This is a genomic window from Methylobacterium sp. 1030 (assembly GCF_040544715.1).
In the GTDB taxonomy this organism is placed as follows: domain Bacteria; phylum Pseudomonadota; class Alphaproteobacteria; order Rhizobiales; family Beijerinckiaceae; genus Methylobacterium.
Map to the genome: position 1 here is coordinate 1 of NZ_JBEPKM010000042.1, position 15,699 is coordinate 15,699.

Consider the following 15,699-nt stretch of genomic DNA (forward strand, 5'->3'; position numbering starts at 1 on the left):
CCTCCGGCTTGTGCCCCTTCGTTCCCATCTGTCCGTCCTCGTCCTGGCCCGAAAGCCATACCTCAGGGCGGACCACTTCACTGGGGGCGGATCAGACCACGCCGAGAGTTTCCTGCTTGTCGAAACGGGTCGCGGCGCCGCCTTCATGGAGGACGACATCCTACTCGCCGGCGTGAATGCCAATGCCAAGGACCCATCCCGCTTCAAGATCCTCGACAAGGCGTACTCCGCCGACCCCTACGCGCTGATGTTCCGCCGCGAGGATCCCGAGTTCAAGGCTCTCGTCGATGAGACTCTGATCGGGCTAATGAAATCCGGAGATTTTACCAAACTTTACGTCAAATGGTTTGAGACCCCGATCCCGCCGCGGGACCTCAACCTCAATTTCCCGATGTCGGACAAGCTCAAGGAGCTGATCAAGTCGCCGTCCGATAAGGCAAATTCCTGAACCAAAGTAACGGCCATCGGGTTCGAAGGGACCTGATGACGCTTTCGAACCCGGCCCTCAGATGACGTCCGAGCATCAAGGTGCGGTAGGCATGCGGATGGCCGTCGCACACGCTGCGGCGACCGCGCTCGCCAGTCGGACAGACGTAAGCTGAACGGCTGCTTTCCGTTCCGTTGAGAGACGCCTCTGAACGTCTGGGTTGGGTCGAAGGCGGGCCGTCTGTTTCAGTGCAATGGGTCAGGGCACGCTTCCCATCCCGAGCCGAAATTGCCGGAGGGCTTACGAATAGCTGCTCTCAGAAACAGCCAAGGGCCGACTTTATGGCATCCTTGGGCGTACAGCAGCCCATTCAATGGAATTGGTCGGTCGGTTCAGACGAGCTCATGCTCCGCGCCAGCAGAATGCCCGCCACCACGAGTGCCTGTCTCAGCACAGGGAGCATTTCCTTGGCGCTGTCCTGCTCAATGAGCCCGTGCGCGATCAGCAGGTAGTCAGCTACGGCTTCCAGGGCTGAGCCGGGTGGCGTCGTCGGGCTCGTAGGCGGAGGGACAAAGCGCGCGAGGGTGCCGTAGGCACTCAGCGGCTCCGAGCCGCTGGAAATGATCTCGGTTAGTGAGCCTAGGTAGCCCAGGAAGGTGTGCCCCGGTGGACCATAGGATGGCACGGCGCCGATCATCACCCAGGCGTAGCTGCCATCGGCCCGACGTAGGCGAGTGCGGAGGCTGTATTCGCTCTGCTGATCACGGACGCTGCGCAGGAAAGTGACGGCAGTCTCGTAGTCGTCAGGATGCATGCAGATGAGCCATCCGTGTCCCACGGCTTCAGCAGCTGCCTGGCCGATGAATGCGGCCCACTCGGGGCTGACGTAGGTCACGCGGCCGTCCGCCTGTGTGACGAAGATCATTTCGATATATCCGAGAGCCGAATGGTCGGTTGTCGGACCGTAACCTGTATAAAAAATCAGCTTCGTCCAGAAGTTGACAGGCGCTTTCTGAGACACTTTCTCCGCGAGGGGCCTCGGCACCACCATGAACGGGGGGCGATCCCGCAGGCAGGCGGCGTTTCGGAAAACCGCTTAGGCGTACGGCGTACCCCTCGGACAGTTCTTAGCGGGTGTGCCCTCGGCAGTATCGATGGCAAGGGAGGACGAGTGCGAATGACCGCTTCCGGGACGCACCGACGGCGGTCCAAGCGGCTGGTATGGGTCGGAAGACGCCTTTCGAATGCCCAAGCTGGTGAGTTCAAACCCTTAGGGTGGCCCGACCGTGTCGGCGGCAAATGCCTTTCGAGATCCCAACGGCCTCGGTTGGCCAATGGTGCTATCCCGCGCCGTCTGTCGTTCCATCTCGGAGTTCAGTTCAGCACCAAGAAGGACGATGACTATCGAGATCCAGATCCAGGACATAAAGCCAATGCCAGCTCCGAGAGAGCCATAAATACGGTTATAGCTATCGAAGGTTACGACATACCAAGAGAATGCGGCCGAGGCGCCTACCCATCCAATCGCGGCAACGGCACTACCCCAACTGACCCATCTCCACTTTGCCTCACGGCGGCTTGGGCCGTATCGATAAACAAGCGAAAGGCCGAGGCTAACGAGGAAGATCAGAGCTGGCCAACGCATGATCCGGATCACTGTGTCCGTTCGTGCACCAAAGCCGATCTCGTTCAGCAGAATGGGAACGCCCACCACGATGCCGATAGCGGCCACTGTGACGATGGCTCCGGTCGTCGTGAACAGGAAGGTGGTCGCGTAGACACGCACTAAGGCTCGCTTCTCGCGCTCCCGATAGATGACGTTCAGTGCGTCGAAGAGGGCGACAACCCCTGAGTTGGCGCTCCAAAAGGCGATGAGGAAGCTGAGCAGTGAGGCCGTGCTGAGGGTCCCTGTGCCCTGTTGGGCAACGTGCTGAAGCTGAGCCGAAATCAGATCGAGAACGCCGTCGGGTAGGACCCCTATGAGCACGCTCAAGTGCTGGCCAATGACAGCAGGATCTGCGAACAAGCTGTAGAGTGATACGATCGTCGCGATGCCTGGGAACGTGGATAGAAGGGCGAAGAAGGCAACGCCACCAGCCGTTGACAGAACACGGTCGCGAGGGACCGCCCAGAAGACCCTCTTGAGAATGTCCCGCCATCCAGCGGGAGGTATTTCAGATGGCTGAGCCGCAGAGCGGCCATGGCCAAGCTCACGAGCCCGCTCTTTCGCTATCCTGATTGTTTCCTCATCGGGAAGGCGCGTGCTGACCGAACGCCAATCGTCACCGTCTGCCTCTTCTCGATTCATGAGATGGCTCACAGTGCGAAAGCGGGCTCTATGTCGAGCTTAGCCACCTTCCCCTCAATGGGCCAATAGGCCCATAGCTCGAGGTTCCCGTGTGCCTATGGCTGATGGATCTTACCTGGGAGCGCGGACCGCTCAAGAACGCTTGAGGCGGAAGGCTTCTCTACCAACGGGCGTGATGACGTCGTTCAAGCAGCAACACCGTGACTGAACGGCATGCCCATCTTGGCACCTAGCTGATTGGATGGACGGCGTTTCATATTCGAGACAAGCCCGCTCCCGACCCTCTGCCGACCGCGCAGATGTCCGCATCCCGGCCGCATGACCGACGGCGAGTTCTGACTGCAGCGGGTGGTTTCCTGCGCGTCGGCTCTGGGCGCTTGCCGCCCCATAAACGGACTAGTCGTCAGCGAAACCAAGCTATGCTGCCACCGGTCGCTTGGCGTCCGCCCGTCGACCCTGTCTTTGACGTTTGGGTGGCGTCGAGGACTGGGGATTCGATCACGCGATGGTGCCGCCGCCATCGACGCGTACGTTCGACCCCGTCGCGAACGGAGTGGTTGCGAGGAACATCACCGCGTTGGCGATGTCCTCGGACTGGCCCACACGCCGCGCAGGCAGCCTCTCGGCCGCGCCGGCATACATGGCCGCCCGGTCCTTCTCCGGCATGCGCGACCAGAGCGGCGTCTCGATCAGGCCGGGCGAGACGGTGTTGACCCGGGTGGGCGCGAGTTCGAGCGCCAGCCCGCGGGCGAGGCTCTCCAGCGCCGCGTTGATCGCGCCCTGGAGCGGAGCGGCGGCCTGGGGCCGCTCGCTCATGAAGCCCGAGATGAAGGTCAGCGTGCCACCCTCCCTGATCCGCATGAACCGGGCGATCCGGTAGGCTCCCCAGAACTTGCTCTCCACGGCCGCCTTCGCGGCATCGAGGTCTAACTGCCGGACGGGGCCCCGCGCCGTCTCGGCCGCCGAGACCGCGATGTGGTCCCAGGGCGCCTGATCGGCGAAGAAGCGCTCGATACCCTCGGCCTCGCCGGTGTCCAGCACGGCGGCGCTGGCGCCGGTCCCGAGCGTGCCGATGGCGGCGTTCAGCTTTTCCCTGGAGCGGGAGGCGATCGTGACCTCGGCGCCGGCCGCGAGGGCCACTGCCGCGATGGCCAGGCCGATCCCGGAACTCCCGCCGACGATTAGGAAGCGTTGGCCTTTCAGCGTCTGCGTCGTCATCGACGTACCCCCGTTCCGTGGATCGGCTTGCGTGTCGTCGGTCACCCTGAAATGGCTCAGCCCTTCGGGGTGTACATGGCCTCGACTTCCCAGGCGCCCTTCGGCTGGCTGTGGAGCTGCCAGAAGTGCTCGGCGACCGCGTTGGCGTCTTCGGCGGTGGTGACGAAGCCCGCGACCGTCACGGTGGCGACGTGTACGCCCTTCTCCTTGAACGGCTCGAAGATGCCCAGCGCCAGGGCGCGGATGCCGGCCTTGCCGATGCTGAGCGAGAGGTACTCGGGATGCGGCTGCAGCCCGAAGCCGCCGCCCGTGAACAGGACGGAGCCCGATCCGCGCTGGAGCATCTTCGGCGCCGCGGCCTGGGCGGCGACGGCGGCACCGCCGATGTTGACGGCGAGGTCGGTGTTGAAGCTGTCGCGCGGCTGGTCGGCCAGCGTCTGGTTGCGCATCGAGGCGGCGTTGAAGTGCAGCACGTCGATGCCGCCGAAGTCGCGCTCGACGCCCTCGACGAGCTTCGCGACGCTGGCGGGGTCAGCGGCATCCACGGTGCGGACGTCAACCTTGTGGCCCTTGGCCTTGAGCTGCTCGGCGAGGTCCCTCACCTTGCCCTCGTCGCGGGCGCTCAGGACGACCTGGAAGCCCTCGCGGGCGAAGCGCTCCGCGGTCGCGAGACCCATGCCTGGGCCGGAACCGATGCTGAGGAAGGTGCTCATCGTTTGTGTCTCCTCGACGTTTCGATGCACCCGATGTACGCCTTGCACCTGGTCGGATTAATCCGGCGTCCTCGCATTTCACTCGTGCAGGTCATGCAGGAATTGCCGAATCAAATCAGCTTGGACGAGTTGGCTGCCTTCGTAGCGGTCGCTGAGGCGGGCAGCTTCGCCAAGGCCGCGGAGGCGCTCGGCCGGGACGCCTCAGTGTTGTCGCGGCGCGTTAGCCAAGTCGAGCAACGCCTCGGGGTCCGCCTGCTGTCGCGCACCACGCGGCGCGTGGCGCTCACGGAGGTCGGCGCGACCTACTGTAGGCGCGTCCAGGCGCTGCTTGAGGAGCTGGCGAGCGCGAGCCGGGAGGCCAGCGACCATGCTGCCAGCCCGCAGGGACTCGTACGGGTCTCCCTGCCGCTGACCTTCGGACGCCAGTGGGTCTCGCCACTGCTGCCCGGCTTCCTCGCACGTCACCCCCTGATCCGACTGGACCTGCGGTTCACCGACCGCTTCGTCGACCTCGTCGCCGAAGGCATCGACGTCTCGATCCGGGTCGCGGCGGGCAAGCCGCGCGACAGCAGCCTGACCACTCGCAAGATCGCGACCTACCGGAACCTGCTGGTGGCCTCGCCGGGCTACCTGGCCGAGCGGGGCAACCCGGCTACGCCCGCCGACCTCGCCGGCCATGCCTGCCTGGGCTTCACCGGCTACGCCGCCTGGCCCGACTGGCCGCTGACGAAGGGCGGCCGGCGACAGACGGTGCGCCCCGACTGCACGCTCGTCGCGGACCACTCGGAGGTCTTGCTGGCCGCGGCGGTCGAGGGCGCCGGCATCACCTTCACGGCCGACTGGCTGGCTGGACCGGCCCTGCGCGATGGCAGTCTGGTCGCGGTGCTGCCGGGTTGGGGCGGACGCGAGGACGGCGGCGTCTACGCTGTGATGCCTCCGGGCCGCTTGGTGCCTGCGAAGACGCGCCTGTTCGTCGATGAAGTCGCCTCAGCCATCAAGGCGGGGTGGGTGCGCTGAGTTGCCCTCGCTGTGCATCCTGCACGTCCGCTTCGGAGAAGAGCCCAGAGCCCGTTCTGCGTCTGGGTTGGGTCGGGTGCGGAACAGCCGCTTGGGGTAGGCTTCCGCCGGTCCGCTTCCGAGCAGCAACGGACAGAAGCGGACCTTGTATCTTCTGCCGCTTCCGACCGTCGACCGGCGCAGATCTTGCTCATTCAGTCGAACGACGCTCGATCCATTTGCTCACGGGCTATCAGCGTGCTTACGATCCCTAATGGTTGGTCGTAGCCCCACCCGTGGCCTGTTGGATGGCCAAGGCTATCTCCTCCTCACTGCGTCCCCCGCTAACGGCGAAGCGGCCTCCGAAGACAAAGTGAGGGACCGACCTGACCCCGGCGGCTGCCGACCGGGCCGCCTCCTGCTCGACGCGTCGGTGCTGCGCGGGATCGAACGCCAGCGCGCGGGCTTCCTGACGCTCGAACCCGTAGGCCACGGCGATATCGGCGAGGATATCGGCGTCCGAGATGTTCTTGGCTTCGAGGAAATGGGCACCGGTAATCGCGACTGCGAGCCGGTGCTGCGTACCGCGTTCCCGCGCCGCGAGGATCAGCCCGTGCGCCGCCTGCGTCCTGTAGGTCCAGGCTTGGCGGCTCAGGTCTAGGTCGAGGCCGGACGCCCGCGCCTCCGCCTCGGGCCGGGCGGACGACACCTTCGGGTCGGTCACGCCATAGCGCGAGCGGAGAAGGTCGGGAATGTGCAGGCCCTCCGCGGGCGCATCGGGAAGCAGGAGGACCGGATGCTGACGGATGTCTACGTCGAGCTCGGGGAAACGCTCCGCCAGGACCTTGTCGAGACGATGGTGTCCGATGATGCACCAGGGACAAGTGACCTCGGTGTAAAGGTCGATTGGCAGCGTCATGGCATCACCCTGATCGGGCGGACGGGACTGGGGACCACTCAGATCACGCATGCAGCGTTTCCAGGACCGAGCGGACCCGGCCTGTGGTGACGTCGATGGCGGCCCGAGCCGCCTCCGGCCCGAAGACGGTGCCTTCCACCCGGACGAGTTCGACGTCGGTCAGTCCGATAAAGCCCAGCAGGTGGTGCAGATATCCGGTCTGGAAATCGAAAGGGGCCCATTCGCCTTCGGAGAAGACGCCGCCTGCGGCGGCAACGAGATAGACCTTCTTGCCGGTCAGGAAGCCTCGCGGCCTGCCGCCTTCGCCGTAACCGAAGGTCACGCCCGGCCAAGTGATGTGATCGAACCAGGCCTTGAGCTGCGACGGCGGGCCGAAATTGATCATGCCAGAGCCCAGGACGATCGAGTCGGCGGCCTTCACCTCATCGACAAGCTCCTGGGCAAGGCGGACCGCCTCGGCCTGCTCGGGCGTGCGCTCCTCGGGGGGCGCGACGCGGCCTTGGATGTAGGCCTGTCCGATATGCGGCAGCGGGGCGGCCGCGAGATCGCGGATCGAGAGGGTGCCGCCTGTGCGAACCATCAAGCCTTCGGCGATCTCGGTCGCGAAGCGGGTGGAGAGGCTATCGGCGCCACGGGGGCTCGACGTGACAAGGAGTATGGAGGCCATCGTTGCTCCGACACGACCAGGACGGTAATTTATTGTTACCGACCCTATTAAAGTGCCTGCTCCGACCCTCGCAAGAAGGCATTCCTATGACACTTAGTGACATCGATTTTCCTACCCCCGGCGAAGGTGACGATTGCCGGGTGGTGCGCGAAATCCTCGATCTCGTCGCCGACAAATGGAGCCTGTATGTCATCGCCACGCTCAAGGATGGACCAGTTCGGTTCAATGAGCTGCGGCGTCGGATCGACGGGATCTCGCAACGGATGCTGACGATCACCTTGCGCGGACTGGAACGCGACGGCTTGGTCAAACGGACACTATTCGCGACTATTCCGCCGCGCGTGGATTATGAGTTGACGGATATGGGGCGGACCCTGTTCGCTCCAGTTATGGCTCTCGTAACTTGGGCGAACACCAACCAGGGCAGCATCCAACGCGCCCGGGTCCGATATGATGAAGGCCAGGGCGCGCGTGCGGGACAGCCCGCACAGTAGCCTGACGCTGACGACGGCTTCGTCTTTGTTCTTGGGCGAGCCACGCCATCAAGCTGCGCCCTACACCACCAAGAAGTGGCCGCTTTTGGGTTGCGCGGACGGCGACTTGAATGTCTGTGTTGGGTCGATTGCGGATCGATCACTTCCGGCTCAAGGGCCGAGGTCCCTTCGCCATCCTCCGCGGCCACTTACGCAAGGGCACCTCTTCAATATAAAACAATCCTTGTATTTTTCATGATTTCGAGCAGGCGTGATTGCGAAAATAATATTGCAAGATCTTATCTGCGTTCGAATACCGGCCGGATTTGCCTCGTGATATAATTGCGCGATCTTATCTGTTAATTTGGAAAAGGTGCGATTTTGCTGTAGGAAAGGCAATCCATAGCTAAGGGAGCCCCTGTGTCCCATCCCGATCTGAGGCTTGTCGAGGCTGTTGATAGTCCGGGAGATGAGGCGCTCCTACGACATGCAAACACGTCGATTTCTGTTCGGGACAACGCCGTAGCTTCGCATGCAGAGCTCGGCAATAATGCCGGCATCGCCTTCCCAGGCATGGTCGCGACTGAACAGAGTCTTCTGTTCGAAGCCGCTTTGCAGAACATGATCCAGGGCCTGTGCATGTTCGATGCGCAGGGCCGCCTCGTCGTGTCGAACAGGCGCTATCGCGACATCTTCGGCATCCCGCAGGACATGATCCTCACGGGCATGACCCAGCGCGATATCTGTGCCTCTTTGGTTGCGCGGGGCCTCTACTCGCCGGGACTCAGTCTCGAGGAGATCGAGCGCAGCACTCAGGACGCGCTGCAATCGATCGAGCCCGCGCCGATCACGCGCGAACTCACCAACGGACGCACGTTGGCGATCAACTATCGCGTCATGAACGGCGGCGGCTGGGTCTCGACCTTCGAGGATATCACCGAGCAGCGGCGGAGCGCGGAGCGCATCGCCTACTTGGCCCACCACGACGCCCTGACCGACCTTGCCAACATCCGGTCGATGCGCCAGGGCTACCGCGACCTGGTCGAGGCGCGGGACGACGAACAGCCGCTGCTGGCGATGTTCTACATCGACCTCGACCGCTTCAAATTCGTCAACGACACCTACGGGCACGCGGCCGGCGACGAGCTCCTGCAGGAGGTCGCCGCGCGGCTGCGGAGGAACACGCGGCGGGGCGACGTCGTGGCCCGCCTCGGCGGCGACGAGTTCGCGCTCGTGCAGCGCGTGAGTGTCGATGCCGCTGCGACATCGACCGCCCAGCGCCTCGTCAACGTCCTGTCGGAGCCGTTCGATCTCGCGTGCGGCCGCGTCCATACCGGCGCCAGCATCGGCCTCGCGATCCGCGCGGTCCAGGACCTGGACATGGACCCGCTGCTGCATGATGCCGACCTCGCCCTGCGCCATTCGAAGACCGAGGGGCGCGGCATCGTCAGCGTCTTCGAAGCCAGCATGTCGGAGGCCTTCGAGGCGCGTCGGCAGATCGAAGCCGACCTCCAGGCCGCGCTGACGGCGGAGCAGTTTGAGTTGCACTACCAGACCCTCGTCGATGCCCGAGACGGACACGTCGCCTGCGTCGAGGCGCTGGTGCGCTGGTGCCATCCGACACGCGGCCTGCTCCCACCGCTGTCCTTCATTCCCCTGGCGGAGGAATCCGGCCTCATCCTGCCCCTCGGCCGCTGGATCCTGAAGCGGGCCTGCCTGGATGCCTTGGCGTGGCCCGAGACCGTCGATGTCGCCGTCAACGTCTCCAGCGTCCAGATGCGTCAGAAGGGTTTCGGCGCGGAGGTGCTTGCGTTGTTGGCGGAGACCGGCCTGGCCCCCGCGCGGTTGGAGATCGAGATCACCGAGACCGCGCTGCTGGAGGAGAGCGAGGCGACCCGGGACAATCTCGCCGCGCTCAACGGCGCCGGCATCCGGATCGCCATGGACGATTTCGGCACCGGCTACTCGTCTCTGAGCTACCTGCGCCGGTTCCCGATCGACAAGATCAAGATCGACCGCTCGTTCATGAGCGAGGCCGAGACAAGCCCCGACGCGCGCGCCATCATCCGGGCCGTGGCCGGCCTGGGCGTCAGCCTGGGCATCACCACGGTGGTCGAGGGCATCGAGACGGCGCAGCAGCTGGAACTCGCCCGGGCCGAGGGCGTCGGGCAGGTCCAGGGCTACCTCCTGAGCCGGCCGCAGCCGCACGCGGCGCTGTCGAGAACAGGTCTTCCGAAGCACGTCTGGTGAGCCGTGCGGTCATCATCGAGACCGCAAAGGCCTAAATGGGCGGGAACGGCGCGGCCCCCGCTGAGAAGGTCAATACCGAAGCCGCCGTGCTAGGCGCCGTCCGGATCGAAGGCAATTATCACCGGGCGGAACGTTGACGAGATCGGCGTCTAACCGGCCGGTCATCGATTGCACGATGCTGTAAGCCTCTCGACCCGTCATCGCCGGCCGGTACGGGCGCCGCTCGATGAGCGCACCGTAGATGTCGCAGATCGTCACCAGCCGCACCAGGTCGGGGATCTCCGGCGCCCTCAGGCCGTCCGGGTAGCCTGAGCCGTCGAGCATCTCGTGATGCGACCGCACGACCTGCAACACCTCCTGCGAGAAGCCGCTGTCCACCAACATCTCGTAGCCGATGGCCGCGTGCATGCGCATCACCGTCATCTCCGGCTCGGTCAGTCGACCCGGCTTGTTGAGGATCGACAGGGGAATCTTCGTCTTCCCGACATCGTGCACCAGAGCCGCCTTTGTCAGCCTGGAGCTGTCAAAATCATGGAGCCCCAACTCGATCGCGAACGCGGCAGAGAGGCCGGCGACGATCAGGCAGTGCTGCTGCGTTGCCTCGTCGAAGCGCCGTACGGCGCTGATCCAATCGCGGATGCCGCATTGCTGTACCGCGCGCATGACCAGTTCGGCGCCGGTGCTCGCTAGCTCCGGCGTGACCGCCCGGCCGGAGAAGAAGGTCTGAACGAAGAAGAGCCGTGCTGCGGCCGCCAGCTCCGTCGCGATAGCAGAGCCACCCTGATCCTGAAGCTGCTCGATCGTCTCTCGCATCAGCTCGATCGCCGATGTGGCTGAGAGAGTATCGTCGGCACTGAGCAGCCGCGCCTGTGCCTCGGCACGAGCGGCGTTGCCGTGGATCAGGAACAGGAACGGCGCGCCCGCTGCGCGTACCGGCTTCAGAAGCCGTTTGAAGCGCACGATCGCGTCCGAGGTGAGCTGTGCCACGTCGCCTATGATCAGGTCGGGCACAACTGCCGGTTCCACTTCGGCGTAGAGGTCGTGGATCGAGCAGTGTCGTGTCGAACCGAGGTCGCGGGCGAGGCGCCCGGACCGGGACAGATCGTCGGAGATCAACAACACTGCGCCCCTGTGCTTCCCCCTCGCAAACGCTGGGATTGTCAGGCGTTGGCCGGAAACCGCTGCGCCGTACCGGCGAGCCTCTCGACCGCACCGACGAGGCACCGCAGCGCTTCACACGTTGCCGGATCCAACAGGCCGACCTCGGTCAGCGATCGATCCAGCCCGTCGAGGGCACCCTGGAACGCACGGCTCAGCTCCAGAAGCCTCTCACTGCCTGCATGGATGTACGGCACCCGCGAGCCGAGATGCTCCCCGCGCGCGTGTGCGGCTGCCAGATCGGCACTCAGGCGCCCAAACTGGCTCAAGCTGGAAGGCCGGATCGGAAGTCGTATCGAGGAAGTTGCCGTTGGCCTACAGGATCGTGCCGGTCGGATCGAAGGCGATCACCGCCTGCGACCGGTGCAGCGCCGCGATCTGACCGGCATAGTCGAGCATCTGCAGCTTCTGCGCCGTGACGTCGGACGCGAACTTGACGACCTTCACGACGCGGCCCGCGCGGTCGAGCACCGGGTTGTAGCTCGCCTGGACCCAGACGTACCGGCCGCCCTGGGCGATCCGCTTGAACTCGGCGACCTGATGGGTGCCCTGCCGCAGGGCGTCCCAGAAGGCGTGGTACGCGGGTGTCTCCCGATGCGCCGCCTCCACGAACAGGGCGTGGCGCTGGCCCCGGATGTCGGGCAGGGCGTAGCCCATCATCGTCAGGAAATTGGCGTTGGCCGTGATGATGGTGCCGTCCGGCTCGAACTCGATGACGGCCTGAGACCGGTCGAGGGCGTCGAATGTGAATGAAATATCCCTACGTGCGCCCCCAATACCGAACATGACTTCCCCCGAAGCGGATTATAATTTTTGTAGCGATGTACGTCGAAGAACGCTTTGCTTAGAAAGCGTCGACCGAGAATGAATATTTTGTTGACATGAAGATTGCGTACAATATTAAATTAGCGATTAAGGATGGCCGACCTGCTCCTTGGTAAATTCTAACATCAGTATAGCGTCAATCAAAAGCGATGCGTGATAAGGCAAAATCATCTAGTAATTGTGCATTTATACTCAGTTCGCCATATAAGAGAATTTCCGGATTTCAGCAGAGATTGGTCATATCTTGGGTTGACTGTCACCTGCCAGATTAAAATCAAAGTTGAATTGCCGTGAGTTGTGCTTTTTATCGCAAATGGGCCTCTGACCGAGCAAAGGCTCAGAACCCATTGAAGAGGGGCTATGCCGCTCGGCATGTTTGGGGCGAGCGACTGCCGTCCCTTTCCGACCCGAAGTTGCCAGTCGGCCGAGGAGTGACCGCTTTCGGGAAGCACCGCCTACTTTCCGGACGGCTGGGTCGGGTCGCAAGCAGAAGGACCGCTCAGGGTGGGTTTCTGCCTGTCTGGTTTCGAGCGGATTAGCGGTGAAGCAGACATCGCCTTCGAGCTCGACCCACGATACCTACGGCAGTTGGAACTTCAGGATATCGCTTCAGCGCGCCGCACCCGGCTCGTGGATCGGGCAGCGGTTGAACCGCTCGCGGAACCCGGCCGAATGCCTGTAGGGGGCGTTGCGGGCGCGGTTGATGTTACCGAGGGGGCGGTGAGCTGCAAGGCCGGTCCAGACGCTGAAGCGCATCTCCTCGTCTACCGCCTGCACCCGGGCGGGGTCCCAACTGTCCTGCGGCTGAACCCGGACAACCCCAACCCGCTGGAACGGTGTCTCGTCCTCCTTCCACTCCATCGTCGGGTCCTCGACCGGCTGGCGTTCGAGGTCGCGGCAGAGTTGGACCCGGAACTCCCATTCGCCGGTAATGCCGATCATTTCAGACTGCACCGTCTCGCGAATGGCGTTCGGGCGGCCGGAGGCATCGATCTCAGTGCCGGTGAGGGCGGTCAAAGCCGGAGCGACGGGGGCCAGCGAGAACTTGGCGATGTAGTCGCCGTACCGGAACGGGGTCAGGCTGTAGTAGGTCTCGCCGAGCGGATCGACATTGGGCGCGCCGCCCAGCGAACCGATGGTGGGGCTGTCGATGCCCACCGCATGCAGAGCCTTGTTGCTGCTTGATGGTCTGCCCTTCGTCCGGCGTCACCGCCTCGACGTCAGGAGCGTATCGCACCGGTGATCGCAAGGTCTGTCTCCCGCTGGCGGCCAGGACAGAACACCCGCTCCCCCGGCCACGTTCCGGGTTGTGCGACATTCAATCGCCCATGAACGAGGTGTGGAACGGCAGGAGGCCGGCGCGGCTTGTCAGCAGTGCGGTCTTTCTCTCCGCCTAGGCACGGCCGCGATCCGGCGGCCTTCGGACCCCGCGTCCCGATCCCAGCCTTCGTCAAACCATCCTGCAGGCGGACGACACGTCGAGGATACGCCGATGACATTCCTTCGCTACGCCCCCGACGTCGAGACGCCCGTTCCGGACGAGCAGAAGTCCATCGACGGCATCATCCAGGGGATGACGCAGCAGTCGCAGGTGGTGGAGAAGCGCGAGCACCACGCGGTACGCGCGAGCCACGCCAAGAGCTCCGCCTGCGTCGTCGGGGATCTGGTCGTTCCGGAGAACCTGCCCCCGGAACTCGCGCAGGGCCTGTTCGCCAAGCCTGGAACGTACAAGATGGCCGTGCGCTTCGCGCAGGGCCCAGGCGAGACCCTCGGTGACCGGGTGTCCACGCACCGCGGCATGTCGATCAAGGTCTTCGGGGTGCCGGGCGAGAAGCTGCCTGGGCACGACGTCGACACCCAGGACTTCGTGCTGGCCACCGGTACGACCTTCCCGTCGGGCACGGCGGCGGGCTTCCTGCGCGACGGCACGGTCATCGGGAAATCGACGGGCCTGCCGGAGGGCGTGAAGAGCGTCGTCGCGGCCACGGCGCGCAACCTCAACCGGGTTCTGCACGCGTTCGGCACGGAGAGCGCCATGGCCGATTTCCTCGGCCATCCCTACAGCCACCCGCTCGCCGACAGCTACTTCAGTCAGGCCCCGATGCGGTTCGGCGACTACGTCGCCAAGATCGGGGCGGTCCCGGCTTCGCCCGCCCAACGTAACCTCGCCGAATGGCGCCTTGATCCACACGGGGACGAGGACGGTTTCCGTCACGCGGCCGCGGCCTTCTTCCGCGACAACGAGGTGGTCTACGAGTTAAAGGCGCAGCTTTGGGCGGATTCCGAGCGCCAGCCCATCGAGGATGCCTCGGTCGACTGGCCGGTCGCGATCAGCTCGTACCGCACGGTGGCGACGCTCCGCCTGCCCCAGCAGGATGCCTACTCCCCTAAGCGGGTTCACTACTTCGACGAGGTGATGACCTTCCGCCCCGCGCACAGCCTCACGGCGCACCAGCCGCTCGGTTCGGTGATGCGGGCGCGGCTTCAGGTCTACCGGGCGCTGAGCGATTTCCGCCACCGGGAGAACGGCGTCACCGCCGAGAACACCGCATCGCCGGAGAGCATTCCGGCCTGAGGCCGCCTCCTTCAGCGTCCCGAATGGACCGACAGCAGTCCCATCAACCTGAGGGACGCTGAAAGCCTCGACGGTTTCAGGAGGGGCTTCGGCCTCGGCACGACGGAGGCGGGACCAGCTACGTGGCTTGCGCCTTCGGATGGCGCCTTTTACCGAAATTATCTGTACTTTACGGCATATTTGCAAGCAACGGCCGCACAACATACGATTACCAACAACTGGATGGCAGTCTTACGGGAAGAATTTTACCTGAGGCTTGATCAACGATCCAGCCGACGCGTCCTTTGCGCGCATTGCGGGGAGCGAGACGATGGCCCTCGACACCGCCAGGGTGGCCGAGACTCGATTGTGCGCTAACTCGTCGTCGAGCCTGTCGCCAACGGGTGGGGGACGATCCATGACCAAACGCCTTCGGACCATCGCCACCGGTTTCGCGGCCTTGATCGCCAGCACGGGCGCGGGCCTCGCGCAGGACCATGGGACGCACGGCGCGGTTGCGCTGCCGGATGCCGCGAGCGCGACCTACCAACCGGGACCGCCGAACCTACCGAAGGGCACGCAGATCAGCATGGTCTCAGGCGATCCGAGCAAGCCCGGCCCCTTTGTCCTGCGGGTGAAGTTTCCCGCCAACACGGTCATCGCGCCCCATACTCATTCCGAAGCCGAGACGCTGACGATCCTCTCGGGCTCGATCTATCACGAGCACGGCACGACCATCGACAAGGCGAGAGGCAAGGAGCTGCGCGCGGGCGGGTTCGTGTTCCTGCCCAAGGACATGCCGCATTCGCTCTGGACCAGCGAGCAGCCGGTAGAGCTTCAGGTGAATGGCTTTGGGCCCTTCGGGCTGAACTACATCAATCCCGCTGACGACCCGAGCAAGTCGGTTCAGTAGATCTGAACCCTCGTACCAAACGCCTCATCCGAGGTGCCCGCTACGACGGACACTGCGCCCGCAATGGCCCCTCTGTCGTGTTGAGGAGGCGCCGCTGTTCGGCCGCGTCGAGGAGTCGGAGTAGACTGCAGATCCGTGCCCTGTCCTCCCGTCCATCTGCGCCGGCCTGATACCGTCTACTCAGGGTGATGGGGTGGACGCCCCCCTCGGCGGCATCGCTGTGCCAGAGTGGTGGTGTTGAGCACCAATCGAGGGAGACGTCCGTGGCCCAGGTTACC

15 protein-coding genes and 1 pseudogene are annotated in these 15,699 nt (G+C 64.2%); 6 read left to right on the forward strand and 10 right to left on the reverse strand.

The window, feature by feature from the left end; genetic code table 11:
- The coding region (locus tag ABIC30_RS30970) for a glutamate/aspartate ABC transporter substrate-binding protein (RefSeq protein ID WP_244535090.1) at positions 1–448 on the forward strand (448 nt) is incomplete at its 5' end.
- A gap of 349 nt (positions 449–797) precedes the next feature.
- Here the strand turns inward: ABIC30_RS30970 and ABIC30_RS30975 are convergent.
- From ABIC30_RS30975 to ABIC30_RS30990, 4 genes are all read right to left on the reverse strand, one after another.
- Positions 798–1,448: a PAS domain-containing protein gene (locus ABIC30_RS30975; RefSeq protein WP_354456757.1), complete on the reverse strand. Its 651-nt coding sequence runs from the start codon at positions 1,446–1,448 to the stop codon at positions 798–800.
- A 249-nt stretch (positions 1,449–1,697) separates the two neighbouring features.
- Positions 1,698–2,735 (reverse strand): YihY/virulence factor BrkB family protein, encoded by a 1,038-nt coding sequence (locus ABIC30_RS30980; protein ID WP_026605331.1) that lies wholly within the window; start codon positions 2,733–2,735, stop codon positions 1,698–1,700.
- Between the two features lie 498 nt (positions 2,736–3,233).
- Positions 3,234–3,953, reverse strand: a complete 720-nt coding sequence (locus ABIC30_RS30985; protein WP_020095751.1) for an SDR family oxidoreductase — start codon at positions 3,951–3,953, stop codon at positions 3,234–3,236.
- 56 nt (positions 3,954–4,009) lie between these two features.
- Positions 4,010–4,666: an SDR family NAD(P)-dependent oxidoreductase gene (locus ABIC30_RS30990; RefSeq protein WP_020095752.1), complete on the reverse strand. Its 657-nt coding sequence runs from the start codon at positions 4,664–4,666 to the stop codon at positions 4,010–4,012.
- A gap of 33 nt (positions 4,667–4,699) precedes the next feature.
- On the opposite strand from ABIC30_RS30990, the gene ABIC30_RS30995 reads away from it, so the two are divergent.
- On the forward strand, positions 4,700–5,683 hold the full coding sequence (locus tag ABIC30_RS30995) for a LysR family transcriptional regulator (RefSeq protein WP_354456758.1): 984 nt from the start codon (positions 4,700–4,702) through the stop codon (positions 5,681–5,683).
- Positions 5,684–5,933: 250 nt separating this feature from the next.
- Here the strand turns inward: ABIC30_RS30995 and ABIC30_RS31000 are convergent, their stop codons facing one another.
- Positions 5,934–6,632 (reverse strand): DsbA family oxidoreductase, encoded by a 699-nt coding sequence (locus ABIC30_RS31000; protein ID WP_419149838.1) that lies wholly within the window; start codon positions 6,630–6,632, stop codon positions 5,934–5,936.
- A complete protein-coding gene (locus ABIC30_RS31005; protein ID WP_020095755.1) occupies positions 6,625–7,248 on the reverse strand; it encodes an FMN-dependent NADH-azoreductase in 624 nt (207 codons plus the stop codon). The genes ABIC30_RS31000 and ABIC30_RS31005 overlap by 8 nt, the downstream gene beginning before the upstream one ends.
- A gap of 86 nt (positions 7,249–7,334) precedes the next feature.
- Between ABIC30_RS31005 and ABIC30_RS31010 the strand changes: the two genes are divergently transcribed.
- Together ABIC30_RS31010 and ABIC30_RS31015 are read left to right on the forward strand one after the other, a co-directional pair.
- Positions 7,335–7,742 carry a winged helix-turn-helix transcriptional regulator gene (locus tag ABIC30_RS31010; protein WP_051123789.1) on the forward strand — a complete coding sequence of 136 codons (408 nt, stop codon included), beginning with the start codon at positions 7,335–7,337 and terminating at the stop codon, positions 7,740–7,742.
- Between the two features lie 600 nt (positions 7,743–8,342).
- Positions 8,343–9,971, forward strand: a complete 1,629-nt coding sequence (locus ABIC30_RS31015; RefSeq protein ID WP_245274578.1) for a putative bifunctional diguanylate cyclase/phosphodiesterase — start codon at positions 8,343–8,345, stop codon at positions 9,969–9,971.
- 69 nt (positions 9,972–10,040) lie between these two features.
- Here the strand turns inward: ABIC30_RS31015 and ABIC30_RS31020 are convergent, their stop codons facing one another.
- The 4 genes and pseudogenes from ABIC30_RS31020 to ABIC30_RS31035 all read right to left on the reverse strand — a co-directional run.
- Positions 10,041–11,090, reverse strand: coding sequence for an HD-GYP domain-containing protein (locus tag ABIC30_RS31020; RefSeq protein ID WP_354456759.1), 1,050 nt, complete (start codon positions 11,088–11,090; stop codon positions 10,041–10,043).
- Positions 11,091–11,131: 41 nt separating this feature from the next.
- Positions 11,132–11,398: a hypothetical protein gene (locus ABIC30_RS31025; RefSeq protein WP_020095759.1), complete on the reverse strand. Its 267-nt coding sequence runs from the start codon at positions 11,396–11,398 to the stop codon at positions 11,132–11,134.
- A gap of 46 nt (positions 11,399–11,444) precedes the next feature.
- The gene (locus ABIC30_RS31030; RefSeq protein WP_502915890.1) at positions 11,445–11,915 is read right to left on the reverse strand and encodes a PAS domain-containing protein; all 471 of its coding nucleotides are present in this window, start codon (positions 11,913–11,915) and stop codon (positions 11,445–11,447) included.
- 648 nt (positions 11,916–12,563) lie between these two features.
- Positions 12,564–13,130: pseudogene (locus ABIC30_RS31035) on the reverse strand (catalase family protein); the annotation flags it as partial.
- 316 nt (positions 13,131–13,446) lie between these two features.
- Between ABIC30_RS31035 and ABIC30_RS31040 the strand changes: the two are divergent.
- Entirely contained in the window at positions 13,447–14,529 is a 1,083-nt protein-coding gene (locus ABIC30_RS31040; RefSeq protein ID WP_354456760.1) for a catalase family protein, read from the forward strand.
- Positions 14,530–14,839: 310 nt separating this feature from the next.
- Entirely contained in the window at positions 14,840–15,421 is a 582-nt protein-coding gene (locus ABIC30_RS31045; protein ID WP_234081159.1) for a cupin domain-containing protein, read from the forward strand.
- The last annotated feature ends 278 nt before the right edge of the window (positions 15,422–15,699 follow it).